Origin of the sequence: Gluconacetobacter tumulisoli (assembly GCF_014174155.1) — a bacterium.
Lineage (GTDB): Bacteria > Pseudomonadota > Alphaproteobacteria > Acetobacterales > Acetobacteraceae > Gluconacetobacter > Gluconacetobacter tumulisoli.
Window position 1 is genome coordinate 96,128 of record NZ_JABEQM010000007.1, and the last position, 23,206, is coordinate 119,333.

General features: G+C 68.4%; 21 protein-coding genes. 7 read left to right on the plus strand and 14 right to left on the minus strand.

Features of this window, described 5'->3' with window-relative positions; translation table 11 throughout:
* Positions 1 to 120 precede the first annotated feature (120 nt).
* The 6 genes from HLH28_RS10105 to HLH28_RS10130 form a co-directional block, all read right to left on the minus strand.
* Entirely contained in the window at positions 121 to 1,401 is a 1,281-nt protein-coding gene (locus tag HLH28_RS10105) for a DEAD/DEAH box helicase (protein WP_182958798.1), read from the minus strand.
* 839 nt (positions 1,402 to 2,240) lie between these two features.
* A complete protein-coding gene (locus HLH28_RS10110; protein ID WP_182958476.1) occupies positions 2,241 to 2,753 on the minus strand; it encodes a hypothetical protein in 513 nt (170 codons plus the stop codon).
* Between the two features lie 396 nt (positions 2,754 to 3,149).
* Entirely contained in the window at positions 3,150 to 4,331 is a 1,182-nt protein-coding gene (bktB, locus tag HLH28_RS10115; RefSeq protein WP_182958479.1) for a beta-ketothiolase BktB, read from the minus strand.
* A 217-nt stretch (positions 4,332 to 4,548) separates the two neighbouring features.
* Positions 4,549 to 5,997 carry a sugar porter family MFS transporter gene (locus HLH28_RS10120; protein ID WP_182958481.1) on the minus strand — a complete coding sequence of 483 codons (1,449 nt, stop codon included), beginning with the start codon at positions 5,995 to 5,997 and terminating at the stop codon, positions 4,549 to 4,551.
* An 86-nt stretch (positions 5,998 to 6,083) separates the two neighbouring features.
* Positions 6,084 to 7,505, minus strand: coding sequence for a protein adenylyltransferase SelO (locus tag HLH28_RS10125; protein ID WP_182958484.1), 1,422 nt, complete (start codon positions 7,503 to 7,505; stop codon positions 6,084 to 6,086).
* A 216-nt stretch (positions 7,506 to 7,721) separates the two neighbouring features.
* Positions 7,722 to 8,762: an enoyl-CoA hydratase/isomerase family protein gene (locus tag HLH28_RS10130; protein WP_182958487.1), complete on the minus strand. Its 1,041-nt coding sequence runs from the start codon at positions 8,760 to 8,762 to the stop codon at positions 7,722 to 7,724.
* Between the two features lie 104 nt (positions 8,763 to 8,866).
* Here HLH28_RS10130 and HLH28_RS10135 point away from each other — a divergent pair, with 104 nt between their 5' ends.
* Both HLH28_RS10135 and HLH28_RS18260 read left to right on the plus strand, forming a co-directional pair.
* Positions 8,867 to 9,376, plus strand: coding sequence for a flavin reductase (locus tag HLH28_RS10135; RefSeq protein ID WP_182958490.1), 510 nt, complete (start codon positions 8,867 to 8,869; stop codon positions 9,374 to 9,376).
* Positions 9,373 to 9,507, plus strand: a complete 135-nt coding sequence (locus tag HLH28_RS18260; protein WP_275943724.1) for a hypothetical protein — start codon at positions 9,373 to 9,375, stop codon at positions 9,505 to 9,507. The genes HLH28_RS10135 and HLH28_RS18260 overlap by 4 nt, the downstream gene beginning before the upstream one ends.
* A 51-nt stretch (positions 9,508 to 9,558) precedes the next feature.
* Here HLH28_RS18260 and HLH28_RS10140 read toward each other — a convergent pair whose 3' ends face one another.
* Genes HLH28_RS10140 through HLH28_RS10150 form a run of 3 tightly spaced genes read right to left on the minus strand, consistent with a single transcriptional unit; the run spans position 9,559 to position 12,152 of the window.
* Positions 9,559 to 10,374: a metal ABC transporter permease gene (locus HLH28_RS10140; RefSeq protein ID WP_182958493.1), complete on the minus strand. Its 816-nt coding sequence runs from the start codon at positions 10,372 to 10,374 to the stop codon at positions 9,559 to 9,561.
* A gap of 22 nt (positions 10,375 to 10,396) precedes the next feature.
* A complete protein-coding gene (locus HLH28_RS10145; RefSeq protein ID WP_182958496.1) occupies positions 10,397 to 11,221 on the minus strand; it encodes a metal ABC transporter ATP-binding protein in 825 nt (274 codons plus the stop codon).
* A 28-nt stretch (positions 11,222 to 11,249) separates the two neighbouring features.
* The gene (locus HLH28_RS10150; protein WP_246395932.1) at positions 11,250 to 12,152 is read right to left on the minus strand and encodes a metal ABC transporter solute-binding protein, Zn/Mn family; all 903 of its coding nucleotides are present in this window, start codon (positions 12,150 to 12,152) and stop codon (positions 11,250 to 11,252) included.
* Positions 12,153 to 12,316: 164 nt separating this feature from the next.
* On the opposite strand from HLH28_RS10150, the gene HLH28_RS10155 reads away from it, so the two are divergent.
* The 4 genes from HLH28_RS10155 (at position 12,317) to HLH28_RS10170 (ending at position 16,206) form a co-directional block, all read left to right on the plus strand.
* Positions 12,317 to 12,847, plus strand: a complete 531-nt coding sequence (locus tag HLH28_RS10155; RefSeq protein ID WP_182958516.1) for a transcriptional repressor — start codon at positions 12,317 to 12,319, stop codon at positions 12,845 to 12,847.
* Positions 12,848 to 12,919: 72 nt separating this feature from the next.
* Complete coding sequence (locus tag HLH28_RS10160; protein WP_220790030.1) at positions 12,920 to 13,723, plus strand: hypothetical protein; 804 nt, start codon at positions 12,920 to 12,922, stop codon at positions 13,721 to 13,723.
* 32 nt (positions 13,724 to 13,755) lie between these two features.
* The gene (locus HLH28_RS10165) at positions 13,756 to 14,754 is read left to right on the plus strand and encodes an asparaginase (protein ID WP_182958519.1); all 999 of its coding nucleotides are present in this window, start codon (positions 13,756 to 13,758) and stop codon (positions 14,752 to 14,754) included.
* A gap of 63 nt (positions 14,755 to 14,817) precedes the next feature.
* Positions 14,818 to 16,206 (plus strand): sugar porter family MFS transporter, encoded by a 1,389-nt coding sequence (locus HLH28_RS10170; RefSeq protein ID WP_182958522.1) that lies wholly within the window; start codon positions 14,818 to 14,820, stop codon positions 16,204 to 16,206.
* Positions 16,207 to 16,416: 210 nt separating this feature from the next.
* Here HLH28_RS10170 and HLH28_RS10175 read toward each other — a convergent pair whose 3' ends face one another.
* The 5 genes from HLH28_RS10175 to trpB form a co-directional block, all read right to left on the minus strand.
* The gene (locus HLH28_RS10175; RefSeq protein ID WP_182958525.1) at positions 16,417 to 17,379 is read right to left on the minus strand and encodes a nucleoside hydrolase; all 963 of its coding nucleotides are present in this window, start codon (positions 17,377 to 17,379) and stop codon (positions 16,417 to 16,419) included.
* Between the two features lie 105 nt (positions 17,380 to 17,484).
* Positions 17,485 to 18,804: a bifunctional folylpolyglutamate synthase/dihydrofolate synthase gene (locus HLH28_RS10180; RefSeq protein ID WP_182958528.1), complete on the minus strand. Its 1,320-nt coding sequence runs from the start codon at positions 18,802 to 18,804 to the stop codon at positions 17,485 to 17,487.
* Positions 18,805 to 18,814: 10 nt separating this feature from the next.
* Positions 18,815 to 19,690, minus strand: coding sequence for an acetyl-CoA carboxylase, carboxyltransferase subunit beta (accD, locus tag HLH28_RS10185; protein ID WP_182958531.1), 876 nt, complete (start codon positions 19,688 to 19,690; stop codon positions 18,815 to 18,817).
* A 129-nt stretch (positions 19,691 to 19,819) separates the two neighbouring features.
* A complete protein-coding gene (gene trpA, locus HLH28_RS10190; RefSeq protein WP_182958533.1) occupies positions 19,820 to 20,668 on the minus strand; it encodes a tryptophan synthase subunit alpha in 849 nt (282 codons plus the stop codon).
* Entirely contained in the window at positions 20,665 to 21,933 is a 1,269-nt protein-coding gene (gene trpB, locus HLH28_RS10195) for a tryptophan synthase subunit beta (RefSeq protein ID WP_246395972.1), read from the minus strand. The genes trpA and trpB overlap by 4 nt, the downstream gene beginning before the upstream one ends.
* Positions 21,934 to 22,231: 298 nt before the next feature.
* Between trpB and HLH28_RS10200 the strand changes: the two genes are divergently transcribed.
* Positions 22,232 to 23,203, plus strand: a complete 972-nt coding sequence (locus HLH28_RS10200; RefSeq protein WP_182958536.1) for a magnesium transporter CorA family protein — start codon at positions 22,232 to 22,234, stop codon at positions 23,201 to 23,203.
* Positions 23,204 to 23,206: the final 3 nt, after the last annotated feature.

Genomic DNA, 23,206 nt, shown 5'->3' on the forward strand with positions numbered 1-23,206 from the left:
ATCTTCGTTCTGATGGAGGTTACGGCCGGACTGGGTGCCTTTGCATTCGCCAGAATCGGTAAAACCGGCGGAGGGTAAAGACCTTTCGTGACCCATCCGCCAGCCTGATCAGACGTCCTCTCAAACCGCCCTGGCCGCTGCCCGCGCAGCCATCTTCTCTTCCTCGGTCCAGACTTTGCGCTCCCGCTTCTTCTGCGGCTTGATTTCCTTGGCCGGCGCACCGCCCAGAACGGGTGGGCGCATGGTCGAGTTCCGCGCCGCCTCCGAATGCCACTGGTGATCGGCTTGAACGATCAGAGTGCGGCCGATTTCCCGCTCGACATCGCGCAGCCAGGCGCGCTGCTCGGCATCGCAGAGCGTGATGGCGAAGCCGTTGCGGCCAGCGCGGCCGGTGCGGCCTATGCGGTGGACATAGCTTTCCGGAAGGCTCGGCAGGTCATGGTTGAAAACATGGGTTACCGTGTCGACGTCGATGCCGCGTGCTGCGATATCCGTCGCCACCAGGACCTGCGCGGTTCCGGAACGGAAGGCGTCCAGCGCGCGTTCCCGCTGGCCCTGCGACTTGTTGCCGTGCAGAGCCTCGGCCGTGATGCCCGCCTCGGTGATGAAGGCGCAGACTTCGTTGGCAATGTTCTTCTGCAAAGTGAAGACCACGGCCTGGCCGATCCCCGGCGTTCGCAGCAGCGCCAGGAGCGCCGCCTTCTTGTCGGCCGCATCGACGAACATGACCGACTGCTCGATCCGGTCGACGGTGGTTGAGGGCGGGGCGATCTCGACCTTCGCCGGATCGCGCAGGAGGCTCTCGGCCAGCGAGGCGATGGATTTCGGCATCGTTGCCGAAAACAGCAGGGTATGCCGATCCTTCGGCAGCGTCGCAACGATGCGCTCGATCGGCTTGGCGAAGCCCATGTCGAGCATCTGGTCGGCCTCGTCCAGCACCAGCGCCTCAAGCTGCGACAGGTCGCAGAGGCCCTGGTTGATCAGATCCAGCAACCGCCCCGGCGTGGCCACGATGATGTCTACGCCAGCCTTGAGCGCATTCACCTGGTGAAACTGACTGACGCCGCCGAAAATCGTTGTCACGCTGGGCTGCAGATGGCGACCGAAGCTCTCGAAGCCGTCGGCGATCTGGGAAACCAGTTCGCGCGTGGGCGCGAGGACTAGGACACGGGCACCGCCCTTGGGCGCCGGGCGGGGCGTCATGGCAAGGCGATGCAACAGCGGCAGCGCGAAAGCGGCGGTCTTGCCCGTGCCGGTCTGAGCCATGCCCAGCAGGTCGCGGCCTTCCAGCAGCATCGGGATGGACTGGGCCTGGATCGGGGTGGGATTGGCATACCCTTCCTCGGCCAGTGCGCGTAGCAGGGTCGGCGCCAGGGAGAGGTCGGCGAAAGTCATGGACATGGTCAAGCGGCGCCTCCGGCGCTGAATAAGGCTGCGCCTGTTCGGGCTTCGCTGGTTCGGGACGCGGACTTTTACGGGTGATGCTACATCCCGTCAACGCGGAGAAAAGGGACGCGTGGTGGTTTTCCCCTCCACCCGCGCCTGTCCCACACTCCACCCGCTGAACCGCCGCGCCCACTGTCGGCGCAGTATATATCGAACGCATGTTCGGCTGCATGAAGGACTGGCAGCAGACTGCCATACGTCACGACTGCCTCGGTGAGTAAGCGGAGGGTCCGCTATAGAGTGAACGGCTTCAGTGGCGAGCACATCAACCATGTCTACCATGACCGACCGACTCCGAACCGACCGGTTTCGGGGGACAATCCACGGTCAGCATGCTGACTTCTAACGCTGGAAAGGTCATTTGGGATGACCGTCTCTCCAACTCGATTCTGTCCAGGCAGGTTTGCCCGAGTTCTCGTTGGGCCAATTGGGGCGAGGTCTCATTCAGCACGTACCTGTCATGCTGAGGCCGGAGGTTGCCAGCCCAATGATAGGGAGCTCCCCGATACAGAATGGCATCACATCGTTCAGCAAGCGTACGATAAAGACTGTTGTCGGACCCGCAACTGTAAAGCAAAGCTACGTTGATCTGCTTCTCCCCGCATGAAGCGGTTACCGTCATAAACAATGCCGCGTCGTCGGGCTCGGTTACTGTGACGCTCCACCCTGCATCGCGGAGCGGTCTCACAAGATCACGCATGCAGTCTTCAGCAAGCACGGCTTTGCGCAAGGTCACCCCATTGTCGGTCGGCAATTCAGTTACAAGCCGACCATTTTTCTGGTAAATGTCCTGCTCAATCAAATTCATTTGCATCTGCACCTGACCGCGAAACAATGCCTGCTGCCAGAAGCTTGCTGGCGTCGTTCATCTCCGGAAGCATGAATGAAACGTGATGACTCGCGTCATACCAAGATTCTATGGCAGACAGAGTCGCCAACGCTACGATCAAACGACTGAAATTTCTCGGCTGCTGCCAGGACGACGCCGTGCCGTGAGCGAACATGTGCCGATTGAGCCATGTTAGTCCTCTATAATCGGCAGTGTTGCAAAAGAAGTGACTTTTAAGCCAGCGGCGAAAGGTCTCGAACGCAAAAACGCACTCATCCTGTCCAAAAAGATAGTCCGTGGTCTTGTAGGCGTCGGGAACCCACATACCAACATCGCGTGCGACGGTGATCGGATCAGCCACCCCTTTTTCGCTTGCCCAACTGGCTATGCGATCGGGCGTCAATGCTTGAAGCGACGGCTCCTTCAGTGCCCGCTGCCAGATCCCCTTGAACAGGCGCAGGGAGTCAGGTGAAACCATGGCGTCCTTACAAAGCCGGCAAGATCAATTATAGTGCTACGCTAGCCGGAAAGATTTTCGCGACAATCTCCCAGCGTCTAACGAATGAGCTATCATCGTTGGATATCCGGTTTCGGACGTGAGATCGGACTGCCCGAACGTCTGAAAATAGAGGCGGTAGCGGCCAGTCGTCCTTGTTCGGGTTCGGTCCGCTTTTTCATTATATCTTTCCGAAAGTCGCCAGTCCGTATCCGGCCGATCATGCCATGGCGAATGCCGGTTTGTTCGCAATCCCATTTCAGACGAACAGACCGTAAGCCATCTCTCGTGGCCGTGGCCGCGCGGGCATAATCGCTGCGATCTACGCATGGGATCAAAGGGCCGAGGCCCTTTGCGGGTTCGGGCAGCGCCCGAGCGTCACACCCGTTCGAAGATCGCGGCGATGCCCTGTCCGCCGCCGATGCACAGGCTGACCAGGCCGGTCTGAGCGCCGGTGCGGGCCAGTTCGTGGACCAGGCGGACGGTGGCGATGGCGCCGCTGGCGCCGATCGGGTGGCCGAGGGAGATGCCGCTGCCGTTCGGATTGACCCGCGCGGGGTCCAGGTCCAGGACGCGGCTGACGGCGCAGGCCTGGGCGGCGAAGGCCTCGTTGATTTCCAGGATGTCGAGGTCCGCGATGCCCAGGCCTGCGCGGTCCAGCGCGGCGCGGGTGGCGGGTACGGGGCCCATGCCCATGTGCGAGGGTTCCACCCCCGCGTGGCCGTAGGCGACGAGGCGCGCCAGCGGTGCCAGGCCCAGGCGGCGCACCGCGTCTTCGGATGCCAGCACGACCATGGCCGCGCCGTCATTGATCCCCGACGCGTTGCCCGCCGTGACCGTGCCGCCGTCCTTGAGGAAGGCAGGGCGTAATGCGTCGAAATCGGCCCGGACGGCATCGTGGCGCACATGTTCGTCACGGTCGAACAGGGTGGTGCGGCCGCCGGCGCGGATTTCGATGGGAACGATCTGATCGTCGAAATAGCCGGCGCGGATGGCCGCCGAGGCCCGGTGGTGGCTTTCTAATGCCAGATCATCCTGCATGGCGCGGGTAATGCCGTGGCGGCGGGCGACATTTTCCGCCGTCATCCCCATATGGACATCGTCGAACGGGTCCGTCAGCGCGCCCACCAGCAGGTCCAGCAGGGTCTGGTTGCCCAGCCGCCGGCCGAAACGGGCGTCGGTCGCCAGTTGGGGGGCGCGGCTCATGATTTCGACGCCGCCGGCCACGGCGATATCGGCGTCACCCAGGCGGATGGCCTGCGCGGCCGAGACGATGGCCTGCAGGCCCGAACCGCAGATCCGGTTGACGTTCATCGCCACCGTGCCCACCGGCAGCCCCGCCCGCACCGCCGCGTGACGCGAAAGATACAAATCGGTCGGTTCGGTCGGGATCACCTGCCCCAGCACGACCTGCCCCACCGCATCCGCCGGAAGGCCGGCCCGCGCGACGGCGGCGGCGATCAGCCGTGCCGCCAGCGCCGACGGGGCGGTGCCGCGCAGGGCGCCCCCGAAACCGCCGATCGCACTGCGCACGGCCGAGACGACGAAGATGCTGGTCATGACCGAGGGATCCGGACGATATGTTGGTTTTTGTTGACGGCATGATGGCATGTTTCATGCGGCCGCTCCACTCCCGAGGCAGGAGGGAGGAGAAGGCAAGGGCTCTGCCCTTGACCCACCAAAGGGCTTAGCCCTTTGGAAAGCCTAGATTTTGTAAAACAAATGGGATGCAAGGGCCGAGGCCCTTGCCGGGTTCGGACAGAGCCCCACCTTGATATCAGGCCTCCACGATCGCGGTGTGGCCGCGGGTGGGACGGAAGCGTCCCTCGTGCAGGGCGGTTTCGATGTCTTCGAGGGACGCGCCCCGCGTTTCGGGCACGAGGAAGAAGATGAACACGACCGACGCCAGATTGACCCCGGCATAGAACCACATCGTCCCGCCCAGCGAGATCAGATTCACCAGGGTCAGCGCCGTGCTGGTCACCAGCAGGTCACTGCCCCACAGGGTGGCGGCATGCAGGCTGGTCGCGGTGCCGCGCATCGACAGCGGGAACATTTCGGCCCCCAGCAGCCAGCCGACCACCTGGATGCCGCCGGAATTGAACATCATGAACATCAGCAGGAACACGATGATCATCCAGCTGCCGACGCTGCCCTTGTCGGGATGGAGGGCGAACATCAGGCCCAGCCCCAGCAGGCTGACGACCGACCCCGGCCCCATGATCAGCATCAGGCGACGCCGGCCGACATGATCGACGATCGCCGACCCCAGCATCGTCATCACCAGATAGACCACCGAGACGCCCAGGCTGGCCAGCAGGGCGGAGGAATGACCGAAGCCCGCATCCGACAGGAAGGTCGGCGCATAGTAGATCATCATCTCCAGCCCGCCGCACTGGGTGAAGAAGGCGACGCCCAGCGCCGCGACCAGGGCCGGCCGCACCCAGGGCTGCCGCAGGCCGCGCCAGCCGCGATTTTCGTCGGCGACGTTATCCGATGCTTCCTGAATCTTCCTGATTTCCTTACGGATTTCCTTGCGCGAGGTCCGCACGCGCGTCAGTTGCGCGATCGCGGAGTCCAGTCCCTCGTTCTCCGCCGTCCAGCGCGGGCTCTTGGGCAGGAAGAACATCGACACGAACACGAAGGCCGCCGGCAGGGCCGCGATGGCGATCATGGGGCGCCAGCCCCAGGCGTCACGCGCGGAGAAGCCGATGATGTTGGCCAGGAAGATGCCGATGCCGATCGCGACGTTGAACAGCGTGACCAGCTTGCCGCGCCGGGCCGCGGGCGCCAGTTCCGAGATGTACATGGGGACCACCTGCGTCGATCCGCCGACGCCGAGGCCCAGATAGACACGCGCCGCGATCAGCATGCCGACATCCGGGGCGGCGGCGCAGGCCAGCGCGCCGGTCACGAATACGGCGGTGACGATCATGACCGAGGCGCGACGGCCATAGCGTTCAGACAGCCACCCCGTGCCGACGGCCCCCACCACCGCACCCGCCAGGATCGCGGAGGCGACGAGTTCCTGGTACAGGCTGCCGAGATGGAAATCCTGCGTGATCAGCAGCAACGCGCCCGAGATGATGCCGGTGTCGTAGCCGTAGAGGCCGCCACATATGGCGGCCACGGCGGCTGCGAGCCAGAGAGTGCGCCCCGCGTTGTCCGAAACCTCGAAATCGGACAGCGCGGGAAGGGCGGGGGCCTGCGGCGAGAAATTCTGCATCCTGTTCTCCCTCTTCGGAAAAAAGCTTCAGTCTCCTGCCATGTTGCGGGGCTTCGCGGGGATGCCCATCCTGGCGGGCGAACGTTTCAGGCCGATCGTGGAGACAGGGCCGCCTTCATGTCCCCGATCGTGGAGAGCGTGTCGTGCAACGTGCTCCAATCGTCCCGGGTTGCAATCGGCTGCCATATCTTCTCCACCGTTTCGACCAGCATCGTGCAGGGCACGGTCCGCGAAAAATAGGGATCGGAAAGATCCAGACCCGGCCGGGGAGAATGGGCCTCGATCCGCTGTCGCAACGGCTCGAAATCCGCACTCTCGTAGAGGCGGGCATTGGGACTGTTCGCTGCGCGATGCCTGCTCTGCGTTCCACCATACCAGTCGAAGAACAAAAATTCAAACCCTATGGCCGATCGTTCGAGAAATCGCCACGTCTCGGCCGCCAGCGCGCGGTCGTCCGTTTCGGAAAGGGACGACAGGCCAAGGCGTTTCACGATGACGCCGTTCATCTCCCTTCCATAACGATCCGGGAAATCGTCGAAGATCTTCTGCAGATCATCAACATTCGCCAGCGGAATCAGGCATTCCGCCAGCCGGGCCAGGTTCCACAGCAGGGCCTCGGGCTGGCGTCCGAAGGCGTACAGGCCCGAATGGTCGAAATAGGCGGCGGTGAAGGCCGGGTCGTAGCGCGGCAGGAAACGCCATGGACCGTAATCGAAGCTTTCGCCCGTGACGTTTATGTTGTCGGTGTTCAGCACGCCGTGGACGAACCCCGCACCCATCCATTGCGCGCCCATCCGCGCGACCCGCGCGCAGACGATGTCGAACAGCGCCACCGCCGCATCGCCCGCGCCCGCCCGGTCGGGGAAGTAGGTGTCCATCACATAGGCGACCAGCCGCGCCAGGCTGGCCCGGTCGTCCAGCGCCGCCAGACGCTGGAACGTGCCGATGCGAATATGGGAGTGGCTGAGGCGCGCCAGCACGCATGACCGGGTGGGCGAGGGTTCGTCCCCGCGCTGCAGATTCTCGCCCGTCTCGATGACGCTGAGGGTGCGCGACGTCTCGACGCCCAGGGCCTCCAGCATTTCGGTGGCCAGGATCTCGCGCACGCCGCCCTTCAGCGTCAGCCGCCCGTCGGCGCCGCGCGACCAGGGCGTACGGCCGCTGCCCTTGGTCCCGATATCCAGAAGCCGCCCGTCACGGACGTCGCGCAACTGCGCGAACAGAAAGCCCCGCCCGTCGCCCAGCTCGGGGTTGTAGGACCGGAACTGATGCCCGTGATAGCGCAGGGCCAGGGGCGTGGGCAGCCCGTCCGGCAGCGGGACGAAGCGGCCGAAATGGGCGATCCATTCGTCGTCGGTCAGGCTGTCCAGCCCGATTTCGGCCGCCGCCGCCTGGTTGCGGAACCGCAGGATGTGCGCGGGGAACGACGCCGCCGCGACCGGGTCGTAGAAGGCGTCGCCGAGACGCAGATGATCGCAGGCCGGACGGTAGGAGGCGGAAACGGGCATGAGGCAGCTCCTTGAAGGCTGTTTGAAATGCACGCGGGCGGCGGATCCGGCGTGCGTTTCTGCGCGCCGTGCCGGGTGGCCCGGAAGGCCGCCCCTACGCACCGGCGCGTTTCCAAACAGCCCCTTATATCATCTGGCCGGGCAGGCCGGGCCCCTGCCCGATCCCCCGATTGATAAACAAATCGGTTTCCCGGGGCCCCTGGCCTTTGGCGGATGTCAGGGCGCCGGGAAGATCGGCAGGTCCAGCGAGTCCGCACGCGGAGCGAAGCAGGCCTCGATATCGGCGGCGGTTGCCGTCGCGGCGTCGGCCCAGCGCGGCGCGTTGTCCTTGTCCAGGATCTTGGCGCGCACGCCCTCGGCGAAATCGGGATGGCGGATCAGGCTGGCGATCAGGCGATATTCCTGTTCCAGCACCGTATTCAGGTCCGGCAGCCGACGGGCGGTGTGATACGCCCGGAAGGTGACGCGCAGCGCGAAGGGCGAGGCCTGGCCCAGCGCACGCAGGTCCTCGGCCGCCCAGGGGTCGGGGCAGGCGGCCAGGCGATCCATGATGGCCTCGACGCCCGGGGCGTCATAGATGGCGTTCACGCTGTCGGGACGCGGCATGTCCGGCCGGTCGACCGGCCGGGCCATGTCGACGACCTGCCCCGCCGGCTGGGCGGCGAGACGATCCACCAGGTCGGGCAGGGCGGCGGACGGCAGCATCCGGTCGGCGAAACCCGCCGCCACGGCCTCGGCGCCCTGCATGCGGCCGCCCGTCAAGGCCATCCGCAGGCCATACAGGCCGGGCGCGCGCGACAGGATGTACGACCCGCCGGCATCCGGGGTCAGGCCGATCGCGGTCTCGGGCATCGCCACCACGCTGCGTTCGGTCACGATCCGGTGCCGCACATGGCCGCCCAGCCCGACGCCGCCGCCCATGGCGATGCCGTCCATGAAGGACACCACCGGCTTGGGAAAATGCGCCAGCACCGATGCCAGGCGGTAGCCGTCGCGGAAGATCGCGGCGGCGGCGTCCGGGCCGTGCGCCGCCAGCGCCGCGCGGATGGCCCGCAGGTCGCCGCCGGCGCAGAAGGCGCGGGGGCTGGTGCTGTCGATCAGGATCGTCTCGATCCCCGGATCGTCGCGCCAGGCCTCAAGGCAGGCGGCGATCCGGTAAAACAGCGGACGGTCGAGCGCATTGAGCGCCTTCGGACGGTTGAGGGTCAGCCGCCCGAGGCGGCCCTGCCGCGCGGTCAACAGCGTGTCGGCATCCATGTTGGTGGTTTCCTCCTGTTTTCCCCTGAGTGATAATATGACAGAAGATGCACGGAGCGGGGTATCGGCCGACAGGGTCGGACACCGGCAGGAAAGGTGCAAGAATGGCGGTTGATTCCCAGACCTACCGGGATGCGATGGCGCGGCTGGGCGCCGCGGTCAACGTCGTCACGACGGGGACGCGCGACGATCCGGTCGGCTTCACCGCATCCGCCGTCTGTTCGGTCACCGACGCGCCGCCCACCCTGCTGGTCTGCATGAACCGGGAATCCCGCGCCCGTCCGGCCTTTCACGCCGGCGGCCCGCTCTGCATCAACGTGCTGTCGGCCGGGCAGCGGGACATTTCCGGCGCGTTCGCCGGGAAGCTGGACATGTACGAACGCTTCACCTTCGGCCACTGGACGACGATGACCACCGGCGCCCCGGTACTGGAGGAAGCCGTGACCTCGTTCGATTGCCGGATCGAGCGCATCGTCGAGATCGGGACCCACAGCGTCATGTTCGGCCTGGTCGAATCCATCCGGATCGGCGACGCGCTGGGCGGGCTGGTCTATTTCAACCGGGCCTATCATGCCCTGCCGCATGAGGGGCAGGGCACGCAGGAGGGCGCATGATGGCCGCATCCCGACGCCGTTCCGGCGGCATGCCGCCGGTCATCGACGGACGCACGCTGGTCGCGCTGCATGTCGGGCTGGCACTGTTCATCGGCCTGATGGCGTGGTGGACCTGGTCGCTGCCGACCTGAACAGGTCGGGCCTTGCCCGAACCCGCCGGGAGCGCCTGAGGCGTGCGCCAGTCAGGCGGCGGCCCGCGTCTTCAGGCGGCGCCTGACACCCGGCAGGCAGGCCAGCAGATAGGACAGGGTGCTTAACGCGCTGATCCAGAACGAGGTCGGGCAGTCGGTCCACCACGACAGCGCCAGCCCGCCCCAGCCCTCGGCCACCGCAAGCACGATCGACAGCACGACCCCCCGTCCCGGCGAAGCCGTCAGGCGCTGCGCCGTGGCGGCGGGCCCGACCATCAGGGCGAAGACCAGCAGCACGCCCGTCACCTGCACGCATTCCGCCGTCGCGACCGCGACGATGGCCAGGAACGCGGTGGACACCGCGCGCATCGGCACGCCCCGGGCCTCGGCGGCCTCGGGCTGGAGGCTGGCGAACAGCAGCGGCCGCGACAGCACGGCCATCGCGGCGCCGCACGCCGCGCCGAACAGCGCCAGCCAGCCCAGCATGGCCCGGTCGACCCCCAGCACGTTGCCGAACAGCAGCGCGGTGGCGCGGGTGGCGGACGTCGTCAGGAAATGCAGGAACAGCAGGCCGAAGCCCAGCGTGCAGGACAGGACCAGCCCGATGGCGACGTCCCTGCCCTGCGTCGTGCCGCGACCGCCCAGGCCCATCGCCAGCCCGGCCGCCACCGTCAGCACCAGCAGTCCCCACAGCGGCGGCACGCCCAGCAGCAGCGCGCCCGTCGCGCCGGCGAAGCCGACGTGCGACAGGGCGTGGCCGGCGAAGCTTTCCCCCCGCAGGACCATGAAATAGCCGACCAGGCCGGACAGGACCGCGACGATCCCGGTCGCGGCGAAGGCGTGGCGCATGAATTCGAAGGCGAACATGATCGGGATGCTACCGGCCGGGTCAGGTGTCGGCGACGACGAAGATGCGTCCGCCGGCGCGGATCACCTCGACCGGCGTGCCATACAGGGCGGACAGGACGGGACCGGTCGCGACCTCGTCCACCGGGCCCAGGCGCGCGGCGCCGCGCCCGACATACAGGACCTCGTCCATCACGCCCAGCAGCGGATTGAGGTCGTGGGTGGAAAACAGGACCGCGATGCCCAGCTGGCGCCGGATGTCGTTCACCAGGGCCACGACCTCGCGCTGGCGATGGGGGTCGAGGCTGGCCAGCGGTTCGTCCAGCAGCAGCAGCCGGGGCCGCCCCAGCAGCGCCTGCGCCAGCAGCAGGCGCTGGCGTTCGCCGCCCGACAACTGGTGGATCGGCCGTTCGGCCAGGTGCGTGGCGCGGACCAGGGCCAGGACGCGATCGACCTCGGCCGCGTCATGGCGGCGGTGGCGGCCCCAGCGCCAGTCGCACGGCAGGCCCCAGCGTTCGCCATGCAGGGCGGCGGCGATGAAGCTGCGCCCGTCCAGGCGGGGCACGACGCGGCCGTGGAACTGCGGCATGTAGCCGATATCGTGATTGCCGCGCCCGACCGGACGGCCGAAGACCGAAATATGCCCCGCCGCCACCGGCACGATGCCCAGGATCGCGCGCATCAGGCTGGTCTTGCCCGCCCCATTGGGGCCCAGCACGCCGACGAACGCCCCTTCGGACACGGTCAGGCTGGCATCGGACAGGATGGTCCGGCCGCCGATGCGGATGGTCGCGCGATCCAGGCGGACCGGCGGCGCGGCCGGGCCGGCGGGCGCGGGGACGGTCGCGTCGCAGCACGTCCCCGTCATGGATGGTCCCCGGTCACTTCATGCGCTGTCATGGCACGCCCCGGGACAGGGCCTGCGAAAGGCGATCGAGCGTGCCGGCGATCCAGTCCTGGTAGCGCATGCCGGGCGGCAGGCTTTCACCGACGCGCAGGACGGGGATTCCCGCCGCCCGCGCCAGCCCGTCCAGCCGGTCGGTCGCCGGGCCGGCCGTCTGGTCGTTCACGATCAGCACGCGCACATGGCGGCCGGTCAGGTTGCCCTCGAACCGGGCCACGTCGGACGGGGCGGGATCGGTGCCGTTCATGACCGCACGCTGGAACGCCTCGTCCTGCATCGCAAGGCCCGCGGCGCGCGCCATGTCGCCGAAGACGGGTTCCGAGGCGGTGACCGGCACGCCGGCATAATGCGCCCGCAGGGCGTCGATCCGCGCCTGCAACGGGTCCAGGGACGCCAGGAACGCATGCAGCCTGTCCTGCAGCGCGGCGCGGCGGTCGGGCATCAGGTCCGCGCACGCCCCGGCGAAGGCGGTGGCGAGGGTCCGGACATCCGCCAGATCATACCAGAAATGCGCGTTGTCGCCGTCGTGCCAGCCCACCAGCCCGGCCACGACCAGCAGCACGGGGCGGGTGCGCGCATCCGCGTCCGCCAGCCGGTCGAGCCAGCCGTCATAGCCCCCGCCGTTGGCGATGACGATCCGCGCCCCGCCCACGATGCGGCCATCGGACGGGCTGGCCTCGAACAGATGCGGGTCGGTCGCCGGGTTGGTCAGGATGCTGGCAACCGCGACATCCGGGCCGCCGACCTGCCGCGCGATGTCCCCCCATACCGTCTCGGCCGCGACGACGGGAAGCGGCGCCGCCCGCGCCGGACCGGCCAGCAGGCCAAGGGCCGCCAGCAGGACGAGGATCAGGACAGGTGATGGACGATAGCGGCAGAATGCCGGGCAGGGCATGGCGGGACGATCCGGAGTGAGCGCGGGCAAGCACTGTATGTTATAATATAACAAATATCGACCCTTCATATAGCGCGCTTTCCGGCGTATGGAAACCGGGGTTGGGCTGCCCCGTGGCATCGCCGCGCGGGACGGGCGACAGGGAGGGCAGGCGGAAGGCCGGCATGACAGGACACATGTTCACCGACAGGACCGGGGCATTGCTGGACAACGCGGAACGGCTGTGCGTGGCGCGCGGATCCCGGCTGACCGAACTGCGGCGCCAGGTCCTGGGCCTGGTGCTGGATGCCGGGCGGCCGGTCGGGGCCTACGACCTGCTGGACGGGTTGCGCGCCGACAAGAAGGGCGCGGCCCCGCCGACGGTCTACCGGGCGCTGGATTTCCTGCTGGAACAGGGCCTGATCCACAAGATCGAACGCCTGTCGGCCTTCGTCGGCTGCACCCACGCGCTGGACCGGTCGCATGGCGACCACGCCCATGAAGGCGGGTGCCATCCGCACGCGGCGCAGTTCCTGATCTGCACCGGGTGCGGGCAGGTGACGGAACTGGACGACCGGAACATCGTCCACGCGCTGGTCGACGCGACGCGGGGCATCGGCTTCACGGTGCGTCAGTCGACGGTCGAGGCCGAGGGCCTGTGCGGCGCCTGCGGAACAGGCGCGATCCCCCCGGCCCACGCGCATGGCAGGCCGTGATTTCGGCATCGCCGCGTTCGAAAAACACGCCCGCCGGATGACATCCCGCCAGATCGCGATACAATCGAGGCCATGGAGAAGAACGGATTCAAGGTCAGGCCGGCCGGTCTGACGGACCGGCGGACGGGACGGACGCCATTCCGGATCGAGGACGCGCAGGGCCGGCAGGTGGCGCGGATCGCGGCATCCCATGAGGCACGGGCCCTGGCCCTGTACTGGCGGGAGCGCGGCTGTCGCGACCTTGCCGGCATCCTGCCGGGATATGGACCCGACGACCGTCTGCGGCGGAGTATCGACATGGCGCGTTCCCGCCTTTCTTCGGACGAGATGAGCGAACTGCCGCTGCCCCGCGGAGACGCCGGCCCGCAGTCCCCGCGTCCCCGCGTGTCCCGTGCCCCGCGCCGCCCGGCGGCCGGAACCGAGATCGGGAACGGGCAGCAGGACCTGTTCCATGCCCGCGCCCCGGCAACGGCGCCCGAGCCGGCGCCCGTCCCCCCGCCGGCCCCGCCCCGCCGGCAGGTCGCCCATCTGGACGCGGCCGAGATCCAGCTGGCGCGGGTCCATTATCGCGGCCTTCAGCCTTCGGATCCGCCGGACAGCTACCTCTATCACATCGCCACGGCACGCGATGCGGAGCACATGCTGCGCGAGGGGCTGGACCTGAGCCCGCGGCAGCCGCTGCTGCTGACCGAACGGGGCGGCGTTCCGTACTGGCTGTCCTTGCTGGTGGATGACGCCGACCTGCAGGCAGAGGGGCCGGAGGACGATATCGCCGTCCTGCGCCTGAAGCGGTTCATGGTCGACGACCTGATCGAGGACGACCCGGATTCCACGCGCAGTTCCGGCACCCCCTGCTATTTCCTGACCGGCGGCTGATCCCGCCACCCACACCGAGGACGCGCCCGCCCATGGACACAGCAATCGCGGAAGTCGAACGCGGCGGCCGCGTGGAATCACGCCATGCCGGCACCGCCGTAGTGGTGGATGCCGCCGGGGACGTGGTCTTCGCGCTGGGGGACATCGATCGCCCGACCTTCCCGCGTTCGGCCGTCAAGGCGTTCCTGGCCCTGCCGCTGGTGGAAAGCGGCGCCGCCGACCGGCTGGGCCTGGGCGACGAGGAACTGGCCCTGGCCTGCGCGTCGCATACCGGCGAGCCCGCGCATGTCGCCGTCGCCGCGCGGATGCTGGCGCGGGCCGGTCGCGATGCCGGCTGCCTGGAATGCGGCACGCACTGGCCGGTGGACGACGCCGCGGCGCGCGACCTGGCGCGGACGGGCGGCGCGCCGTCCGCCCTGCATAACAATTGTTCGGGCAAGCATGCGGGCTTCATCTGCCTGGCCTGCGACCGGGGCGAGGCGCCGGGCGGCTATGTCGATCCCGGCCATCCCGTCATGCGCGAGGTCACGGCGGCGCTGGCCGACGTCACCGGCGCCGCGCATGGGGCGGACAACCGGGGCATCGACGGCTGTTCGATCCCGACCTACGCCATTCCGCTGCGCGCGCTGGCCCATGGGTTCGCACGCTTCGGCACCGGCCATGGGCTGGGGGCCGAGCGGGCGCGGGCGGCGGCACGCCTGCGCGCCGCCGTGGCCGCGTCGCCGTTCATGGTCGCCGGCACCGGCCGGTTCGACACGCGCCTGATGCAGGCGCTGGGCCCCCGGGTCTTCAGCAAGATGGGGGCCGAGGGCATCATGGCCGCCAGCCTGCCGGAGCAGGGCCTGGGCATCGCCGTCAAATGCCATGACGGCGCGCCCCGCGCGGCCGAAGTCGCGATGGCCGCCCTGCTGATCCGCTTCCTGGGTCCCCATTGCGAAGGCGATCCGATTCTGGGCACACTGGCCCGGTACGACCTGAGAAACTGGAACGGACTCAAGGTCGGGGAAGTGCGCGCCAGCGGGATGATCTGACCCGACCCTGCCCGACGCCGTCCGGACCTGAAAAACAAAACAACAAAAAACAAGGCTCCGCCCATGAATGCACTCTCTCCACCCGTCAGCGACTCCATTCACCTGCGTTCGATCGTCATCGGCTGCCTCGCGGCGCTGGCCGGCCTGATGTCCGGCCTGGATATCGGCGTCATTTCGGGCGCGCTGGATTTCGTCGCCCGGGATTTCCACGCCTCGACCCTGGCACAGGAATGGATCGTCAGCGCCATGATGGCGGGGGCGGCGGTCGGCGCGCTGCTCGCGGGCTGGATGTCGCACCATCTGGGGCGCAAGCGGTCGCTGGTGATCGGGGCCGCGATCTTCATGGCCGGGTCGCTGGGCTGCGCGTTCGCCTGGTCCACGCCCAGCATCATCGCCGGCCGGGTGGTCATGGGGCTGGCCATCGGAATCGCCGCGTTCACCGCGCCGCTGTACCTGTCCGAAATCGCCAACGAGCGCGTGCGCGGGGCGATGATCTCGACCTACCAGCTGATGATCACCGTGGGCATCTTCATGGCGTTCGTCAGCGACACGCTGTTCAGCTACAGCGGCAACTGGCGCTGGATGTTCGGGGTCGCGGCCATTCCGGCGGGGCTGTTCCTGATCGGGGTGCTGTTCCTGCCCTACAGCCCCCGCTGGCTGATGATGAAGGGCCGGCGGCAGGAAGCGCTGGAGGTCCTGCGCACCCTGCGCGCCAGCCCGCAGGACGCCTCGCGGGAAATCCGCGACATCAGCGCGCAGCTCCAGCAGAAGCAGCACGGGTTCGCGCTGCTGCGCCGCAGCCGGAATTTCCGCCGGTCGATCCTGCTGGGCATCCTGCTGCAGATCATGCAGCAGCTGGCGGGGATCAACGTCGTGATGTACTACGCGCCGAAGATCTTCGCCCTGGCAGGCTATGTCGGCCCGGCGCAATTGTGGTGCACCGCCATCGTCGGGCTGGTGAACATGCTGGCGACCTTCGTGGCCGTGGGGCTGGTCGACCGGTGGGGACGCAAGCCGATCCTGTATACCGGCTTCGTGGTCATGACCTTCGGCATGGGCGCGCTGGGCCTGATCATCGATCGCGGGGTCGCCAGCCAGACGACGCAGATCCTGTCGGTGTTCCTGCTGCTGGTCTACATCACCGGCTTCGCCATGTCGGCCGGGCCGCTGATCTGGGTCCTGTGTTCCGAGGTCCAGCCGCTGACGGGCCGCGACCTGGGCATCGCCATTTCGACCCTGACCAACTGGCTGAGCAACATGGCCGTGGGCGCGACGTTCCTGACCCTGCTGCAGACGCTGGGCAACGGGCCGACCTTCTGGCTGTTCGCGGGCTTCAACGCCCTGTTCATCGTGCTGACCTGGCTGTTCGTGCCGGAAACCAAGGGCATGTCGCTGGAAGCGATCGAACATCGCCTGATGGCCGGCGTCCGCCTGCGCGACATCGGCCGGTGAGGCAGGTTCGAGGGGCCTTGGCCCCTCATACCAACTTTCCATGGACTGACGCATGAGATGTCCCCGCCAAGGGCGTTGCCCTTGACCCACCAAAGGGCAGTCGCCCTTTGGAAACCCGTTCGTTGTCAAACGATCGGGGTGCAGGGCCTCGGGCCCTGCCGGGTCCAGGGCAGAGCCCTGGTCATACGTCGATCCCAAGGCGACTTGGTATCAGGCCAGGAACGTGTCCGCGTACAAGGCCAGCACGGCGGCCGTGTCGACATCGACCGCCACTGACTGGGACGGGTAGGGGTCCCAGGCGGGCGAGGGCGGACAGAGCGCGCCCTCGGGCTTCTGGATGGTCTGGCCGTCGGCGATGCCGCCGCACACCACCCGCACCGGGCCACGTCGCCGGGTGAACAGCTCCGGGGCCATGACATTGACCACTGCCAGGCTGTCATGGGCGAAGATCCCCGCGAACCCGCGCGAGCGTTCGTGGAAATCCTGGTAGAATCGCGACACCGCGCGCAGGAACACCCCGTCCGCGCCGCCGTGCGCGCCCAGCCGGTCCAGGTAGGCCGCCTGCATCACGACCTCCTGCGTGACGTCCAGGCCCAGCAGCGTCACCGGCCAGGCCGCCGTCAGCACGGCGTCGGCGGCCTCGGGGTCCGCCAGGATGTTGGCCTCGGCCACCGGGGTCACGTTGCCGGCATGGCCGCGCGTGCCGAACGCGCCGCCCATGATGCTGACGCCGGCGACCAAGCCGGCGATCGCCGGATCGTGCCGCAGGGCCAGCGCCAGATTGGTCAGCGGCCCCACGGCGATCAGCGTGACCTCGCCCGGATGGGCCCGCACCAGGTCGACGATCACCTGCCAGGCCGGGCGCGGGTCGGGCGTGCGCGCCACCTGGTCAGGCAGCGTCAGGTCGCCGATACCGTTCGCCCCATGGACATGCGGCGCCCCCGTTCCCGCCGGCCGGTCCAGCGGTGTCGCCGCCCCGCGCGCGACCGGCGCGGACAGGCCCATCCAGTCGGCCAGCCACAGCGCGTTGCGGGTGACCGTATCGATATCGAGGTTGCCGTGCACGGTGGTGATCGCCAGCAGATCGAATTCCGGACGGCGCGTCAGGAAGCGCAGCGCCATGGCGTCGTCCACGCCGGGATCGGTATCGAAGATGACTTTGTATCGCGGCAAGATGATCTCCCCTGCGGCATTACGCAGAGCGCTGCCCTTCCCCCCAAATCCCGGGTTTGCAAAGGGCGACCGCCCTTTGCCGGGGCTTGAGGCAGCGCCCCGAACTTAACTGGCGGTCCACCCGTCCTGCGCCAGCGCCACCCCCGCCAGGTACAGGCTGCCGCAGATCACGACCCGGGCCGGCGGGCCGGACGCGCCGTCTGCCAGTCGCGCCAGTGCGTCGCGCACCGTCGGCCCGGGGGTCGCCCGGCCCGCCGATGCGGCGATGATGGCCTCGACCGGCAGGGCCAGATGCTGGCCGGGTTCCGCCACCGCCTGGACGCTGGCGGCATGCGGCAGCATCGGCGACAGGAAACCCGAGGCATCCTTGGTCTGCTTCATGCCGACCACCAGATGGACCGGACGGTCCGCCCAGCGCCCCAGCATGTCCGCCAGCGCCTGTCCCGCCCCGGGATTGTGGCCGCCATCCAGCCACAATTCCCACCCCGGCGGCAGCATCGCGGCCAGGTCGCCGGTCAGGCGTTGCAGGCGGGCGGGCCATGTCGTGCGGGCGATCCCGGCCCACCCCGTGTCGGGCACCGGCAGGCCGGCCGCCCGCAGCGCCGCGACGGCCAGGCCCGCATTGTCGACCTGATGCGTGCCCGCCAGCGACGGCGGCGGCAGGTCCAGCACCCCGTGCGCGTCGGCATAGCGCAGGCCGCCCGCGACGGGTTCGATCGTCCAGTCCACGTCGCGCACCAGCAGGGGTGCGCCGCGCCGCGCGGCGGTGTCCCGCAGCACGGCCATCGCCTCGTCCGCCTGCCGGCCGGTCGCGACGGGCACGCCGGGCTTCATGATCCCGGCCTTCTCGCCCGCGATGACGGCCAGGCTGTCGCCCAGGAACGCCTCGTGATCCATGGAAATCGACGCGATCGCGCAGGCGGCCGGCCGTTCCAGCACGTTGGTGGCGTCATAGCGCCCGCCCAGCCCGACCTCGATCACCGCCAGTTCGGCAGGATGGCGGGCGAACAGCACGAAACCGGCGGCGGTCAGGACCTCGAACACCGTGATCGGCGCGCCGCCATTGACGCGCTCGACCTCCTCCAGCACCGCGACCAGATCGTCGGTCGAGACGATGCGGCCGGCGACGCGGAAGCGTTCGGTGACGTCGACCAGATGCGGCGAGGTCATGACATGCACCCGCCAGCCCGCCGCCTCGCCGATCGCGCGCAGGGTGGCGCAGGTGCTGCCCTTGCCGTTGGTGCCGGCGACATGGATCACCGGCGGCAGATGCCGTTCCGGATGGCCCAGCCGCGCCAGCAGGCCCTCCAGCCGGCCGAGCGACAGGTCGATCAGGGCGGGATAGAGCCGGTTCAGCCGTTCCAGGACGGCCCCGGCGCGCCCGACGAATTCCGGCCCCAGCGTGGACGCGCGCGCAGTCGACATGGCGGCGCGGTCAGGCCGCCGGACGCAGGGCGGCCGTGATCTGCCGATGGTTCAGCAGGCCGATCAGGCGGCCCAGCATCTCCGGCAGGTCGGGGCGCTTGACGACCATGTCCACCATGCCGTGGTCCAGCAGATATTCCGCACGCTGGAAGCCTTCGGGCAGTTTCTCGCGCACCGTGTCCTCGATCACGCGCTGGCCGGCGAAGCCGATCAGAGCGTTGGGTTCGCTGATCTGCACGTCGCCCAGCATGGCGAAGGACGCGGTGACGCCGCCGGTCGTCGGGTTGGTCAGCACGACCATGTACGGCAGCCCGGCCTCGCGCAGCATCTGCACGGCCGCCGTGGTGCGCGGCATCTGCATCAGGCTGATCATGCCTTCCTGCATGCGCGCCCCGCCCGAGGCGGTGAAGACCACCAGCGGCGCCTTCTGCAGGATCGCCAGCCGCGCCGCCGCCACGAAGGCCTCGCCCAGGGCGGCGCCCATCGTGCCGGCGATGAATTCGAACGCCATCACCGCCACGACGGCGTCATGGCCGCCGATCTTGCCGTGCGCCACGGCCATGGATTCGTCGAGCTGCGACTTCGCGCGCTCGTCCTTCAGGCGCTCGGTATAGCGCTTGCGGTCGCGGAACGAGAGCGGATCGACCGCCACCTTCGGCAGGTCGATCTGGGTGTATGCGCCGTTGTCGAAGGTCCAGCCGAACCGCTCGGCCACCGAGGCGCGCATGTGATGGCCGCAATGCGGGCAGACATTCATCGCCTTGTGCAGATCCTTGACCAGGATCATCTGGCTGCAGGATTCGCAGTTCGTCCACAGGTTGTCCGGCACCTCGCGCTTGAGCAGACCGCGGATCTTGGGGCGGACGTACTCGGTCAGCCAGCTCATCACATCTCTCCATGACGCAGGGCGCGATCGCCCCCGAAACCTGCCTCATTACAGGCTGGCGCCCGGGAACGCCAGATCTGCCGTCCGGCCGGACGGTCCCAGGGGGCAGGCCGGGGAAGACCGGCGCGATTACTTCCGGGCGGCGCGCACCGCGCGGGACAGGTCGCCCAGCTGCCCCAGCACGCGGGGCAGCGTGTCGGCGGTCGCCCGCCCGTCTTCGTCCAGCGAATCCTCGAGCGTCGCGATCAGGGCCGAGGCCACGACCGCCGCGTCGGCGACCCGCACCGCCGCCGCCGCCTGGTCGGGCGTGCGGATGCCGAAGCCGATGGCCACCGGCAGGTCGGTCGCGGCCCGCAGGCGCGGCAGGGCGGCGGCCAGTTCGTCGCTGCTGGCGGTGCGCGTGCCCGTCACGCCGGTGATGCTGACATAGTAGATGAAGCCCGACGCATGGTCGAAGACCACCGGCAGGCGCGCATCCGTCGTGGTGGGCGCCACCAGCCGGACGAGGTCCAGCCCGTTCGCGGCGGCCGGGCCCTCCAGCAGGTCGGCCTCCTCGGGCGGCAGGTCGACGACGATCAGCCCGTCCACCCCGGCCCGCGCGGCGTCGGCGCAGAACCGTTCCACCCCGTAGGCCTCGATCGGGTTCAGGTAGCCCATCAGGACGATGGGGGTATCGGACTCGCCCTCGCGGAAGCGGGCCACCATTTCCAGCACCCTGCCGACCGTCGAGCCCCCCTTCAGGCCCCGGCGGGCGGCGGCCTGGATGATCGGCCCGTCGGCGCTGGGGTCGCTGAAGGGCACGCCGATCTCGATCAGGTCGGCGCCGGCACCGGGCATGGCGCGCAGCAGCGCCAGCGAGGTGTCGTAATCGGGGTCGCAGGCCTGCAGGTAGGGGACAAGGGCGCCGCGTCCCTCTTCCTTCAGTGCGGCGAAGCGCCGGGCGATGCGGCTCGAGGGGCGGCCTGAAGCAGGGCTCACAATGTCACTCCCAGATGTGCGGCGACGGTGAAGATGTCCTTGTCACCCCGGCCGGACACGTTCAGCACGATCAGGGTTTCCGGATCCAGCGTGGGCGCGAGCTTGGCCACATGCGCCAGCGCGTGCGCGCATTCCAGCGCCGGGATGATGCCCTCGGTCCGGGTGCAGAGCTGGAAGGCGGCCAGGGCCTCGTCGTCGGTCGCGCCGACATATTCCGCGCGCCCGATCTCGTGCAGCCAGGAATGTTCCGGCCCGATGCCGGGATAATCCAGGCCGGCGCTGATGGAATGGGCCTCGTCGATCTGGCCGTCGGCATCCTGCAGCAGGTAGGTGCGGTTGCCGTGCAGCACGCCAGGCCGCCCCCGCTGGATCGAGGCTGCGGTCTCGCCGCTGTCCAGGCCGCGGCCGGCTGCCTCGACGCCGATCAGGCGCACCGACGCATCGTCCAGGAACGGGTGGAAGATCCCCATGGCGTTGGAGCCGCCGCCGATGGCCGCGACGATGATGTCGGGCAGGCGCCCCTCGGCCGCGTGCATCTGTTCGCGCGTCTCCTCGCCGATCACCGACTGGAAATCGCGGACCATCTCGGGATAGGGGTGCGGGCCCGCCACCGTGCCGACCAGGAAATAGGTGTCGCGGACATTGGTGACCCAGTCGCGCATCGCCTCGTTCATCGCATCCTTCAGCGTGCCGGCGCCCGAGGTCACGGGCACGACCTCGGCGCCCAGCAGGCGCATGCGGAACACGTTGGGCTTCTGCCGTTCGACGTCGGTGGCGCCCATGTAGATGACGCATTTCAGGCCGAAGAGGGCGCAGACCGTGGCGGTGGCGACCCCGTGCTGGCCGGCGCCGGTTTCGGCGACGATGCGGGTGCGGCCCATCCGGCGGGCCAGCAGGATCTGGCCCATGACGTTGTTGAGCTTGTGCGAGCCGGTGTGGTTCAGCTCCTCGCGCTTCATGTAGATCTTCGCGCCGCCCAGTTCCCGGGTCAGGCGGCGGGCGAACCAGAGCGGGCTGGGACGGCCGACGTAATCCTTGAGGTAGTAGTCCAGTTCCCGCCGGAAGGCCGGGTCGGCCTTTGCCTCGGCATAGGCATGGTCCAGTTCCAGCACCAGCGGCATCAGCGTCTCGGCCACGAAGCGGCCGCCGAAGATGCCGAAGCGGCCCCGCGCGTCCGGCCCGCTGCGCAGGCTGTTGGGCCGGGGCTGTGTGTCCCCGGCCTGCGCGTTCCCTGCCGACGGCCCGTCCGGCTGCGTTCCCTGCATGTCTGCTGCGCTCACGTCGTTCTCCCGAAGCCTTGGATGCGGGCGGGATCCCCCGCCGTCCGCCGGTGCGCCCCCGCGCGACGGCGTAGGGTGTTCTGGACCGAGCGCCGGAAAATTACCAGTCTCGTATCTGCCGCCCAGAAGGAGCCGGGCGCCCCGGCCGGGCGTCATTTGACAGGCGCGCCACGGCACCGGATACCTTGGTCCAGCCTTGGGGCCTTGCCTTGGGATGTGACCCTCGGGGCTGGCCCGGGGGGCAGGTCCCCGGGTCTGGCCGGAACGGAGGGATAAGGACGGCATGTTTCTTGCGCACAGGCCCGGCGCGCCTGCGCTGACCATCAAGGACGAGGCCGACGCGGCCGACAGCCCGTGGCTGGACCTGCTGGACCCGACGCCCGACGAGCAGGCCCTGGCCGCCCGCATTACCGGACAGCGCATTCCGTCCCGCGACAAGCTGGAAGAAATCGAGAGTTCCTCGCGGCTCTTCATGGAAGACGACGCCGTCTACCTGTCCACGCCGCTGGTCCGGCGGATGCAGGACAATTTCTTCGTCTCGCCCGTCGGCTTCATCCTGTCGCGCAACCGGCTGCTGACGATCCGCTTCACCGCCTTCTCGGCCTTCGACGTGGTGGCCCGCCAGATCGCCGATCGCCAGGACAAGCTGAGCGGCGACGAGGTCTCGGTCCTGATCATGGAGGCGGTCGTGGACCGCCTGGCCGACATCCTGGAACATCTGGGCCAGTCGCTGGACACCCTGTCGCGCGAAGTGTTCCGGGCCGACCAGCCGAGTGCGGGGAAGGGCGACCTGATCCTGCGGTCGCTGCTGCGGCGGGTCGGGCAGTCCGGCGACCTGGCGTCGTCGGTGCGCGACAGCCTGCTGGGGATGGAGCGGATCGCGATCTTCGTCAGCGAGAACAAGAAGCACGACCTGTCCGAACGGCTGCGCGCGCGCCTGGCCACCGTCGCGCGGGATATCGGATCGCTGAACGATTTCGTGTCCCAGACGTCGAACAAGGTGCAGTTCCTGCTGGACGCCACGCTGGGTTTCATCAGCATCGAGCAGAATAACGGCATGAAGATCCTGACCGTCGTCAGCTTCATCGGCGTCGCGCCGACGCTGGTGGCCGGAATCTACGGCATGAATTTCCATGATATTCCCGAGCTCGGCTGGCGCTACGGCTACTGGTATTCGCTGGCGCTGATGGCGGCGACGGTCATCCTGCCGCTGCTGTGGTTCTGGAAGCGGGGATGGCTGGGCACCGGCCGCTGAGCG

Excerpts from the sequence above, each read along its gene's own strand:
- HLH28_RS10105 (WP_182958798.1), bottom strand. The coding sequence starts at position 1,401 with ATGTCCATGACTTTCGCCGACCTCTCCCTGGCGCCGACCCTGCTACGC.
- HLH28_RS10110 (WP_182958476.1), bottom strand. The coding sequence starts at position 2,753 with ATGGTTTCACCTGACTCCCTGCGCCTGTTCAAGGGGATCTGGCAGCGG.
- bktB (WP_182958479.1), bottom strand. The coding sequence starts at position 4,331 with ATGACCAGCATCTTCGTCGTCTCGGCCGTGCGCAGTGCGATCGGCGGT.
- HLH28_RS10120 (WP_182958481.1), bottom strand. The coding sequence starts at position 5,997 with ATGCAGAATTTCTCGCCGCAGGCCCCCGCCCTTCCCGCGCTGTCCGAT.
- HLH28_RS10125 (WP_182958484.1), bottom strand. The coding sequence starts at position 7,505 with ATGCCCGTTTCCGCCTCCTACCGTCCGGCCTGCGATCATCTGCGTCTC.
- HLH28_RS10130 (WP_182958487.1), bottom strand. The coding sequence starts at position 8,762 with ATGGATGCCGACACGCTGTTGACCGCGCGGCAGGGCCGCCTCGGGCGG.
- HLH28_RS10135 (WP_182958490.1), top strand. The coding sequence starts at position 8,867 with ATGGCGGTTGATTCCCAGACCTACCGGGATGCGATGGCGCGGCTGGGC.
- HLH28_RS18260 (WP_275943724.1), top strand. The coding sequence starts at position 9,373 with ATGATGGCCGCATCCCGACGCCGTTCCGGCGGCATGCCGCCGGTCATC.
- HLH28_RS10140 (WP_182958493.1), bottom strand. The coding sequence starts at position 10,374 with ATGTTCGCCTTCGAATTCATGCGCCACGCCTTCGCCGCGACCGGGATC.
- HLH28_RS10145 (WP_182958496.1), bottom strand. The coding sequence starts at position 11,221 with ATGACGGGGACGTGCTGCGACGCGACCGTCCCCGCGCCCGCCGGCCCG.
- HLH28_RS10150 (WP_246395932.1), bottom strand. The coding sequence starts at position 12,152 with ATGCCCTGCCCGGCATTCTGCCGCTATCGTCCATCACCTGTCCTGATC.
- HLH28_RS10155 (WP_182958516.1), top strand. The coding sequence starts at position 12,317 with ATGACAGGACACATGTTCACCGACAGGACCGGGGCATTGCTGGACAAC.
- HLH28_RS10160 (WP_220790030.1), top strand. The coding sequence starts at position 12,920 with ATGGAGAAGAACGGATTCAAGGTCAGGCCGGCCGGTCTGACGGACCGG.
- HLH28_RS10165 (WP_182958519.1), top strand. The coding sequence starts at position 13,756 with ATGGACACAGCAATCGCGGAAGTCGAACGCGGCGGCCGCGTGGAATCA.
- HLH28_RS10170 (WP_182958522.1), top strand. The coding sequence starts at position 14,818 with ATGAATGCACTCTCTCCACCCGTCAGCGACTCCATTCACCTGCGTTCG.
- HLH28_RS10180 (WP_182958528.1), bottom strand. The coding sequence starts at position 18,804 with ATGTCGACTGCGCGCGCGTCCACGCTGGGGCCGGAATTCGTCGGGCGC.
- accD (WP_182958531.1), bottom strand. The coding sequence starts at position 19,690 with ATGAGCTGGCTGACCGAGTACGTCCGCCCCAAGATCCGCGGTCTGCTC.
- trpB (WP_246395972.1), bottom strand. The coding sequence starts at position 21,933 with ATGCAGGGAACGCAGCCGGACGGGCCGTCGGCAGGGAACGCGCAGGCC.
- HLH28_RS10200 (WP_182958536.1), top strand. The coding sequence starts at position 22,232 with ATGTTTCTTGCGCACAGGCCCGGCGCGCCTGCGCTGACCATCAAGGAC.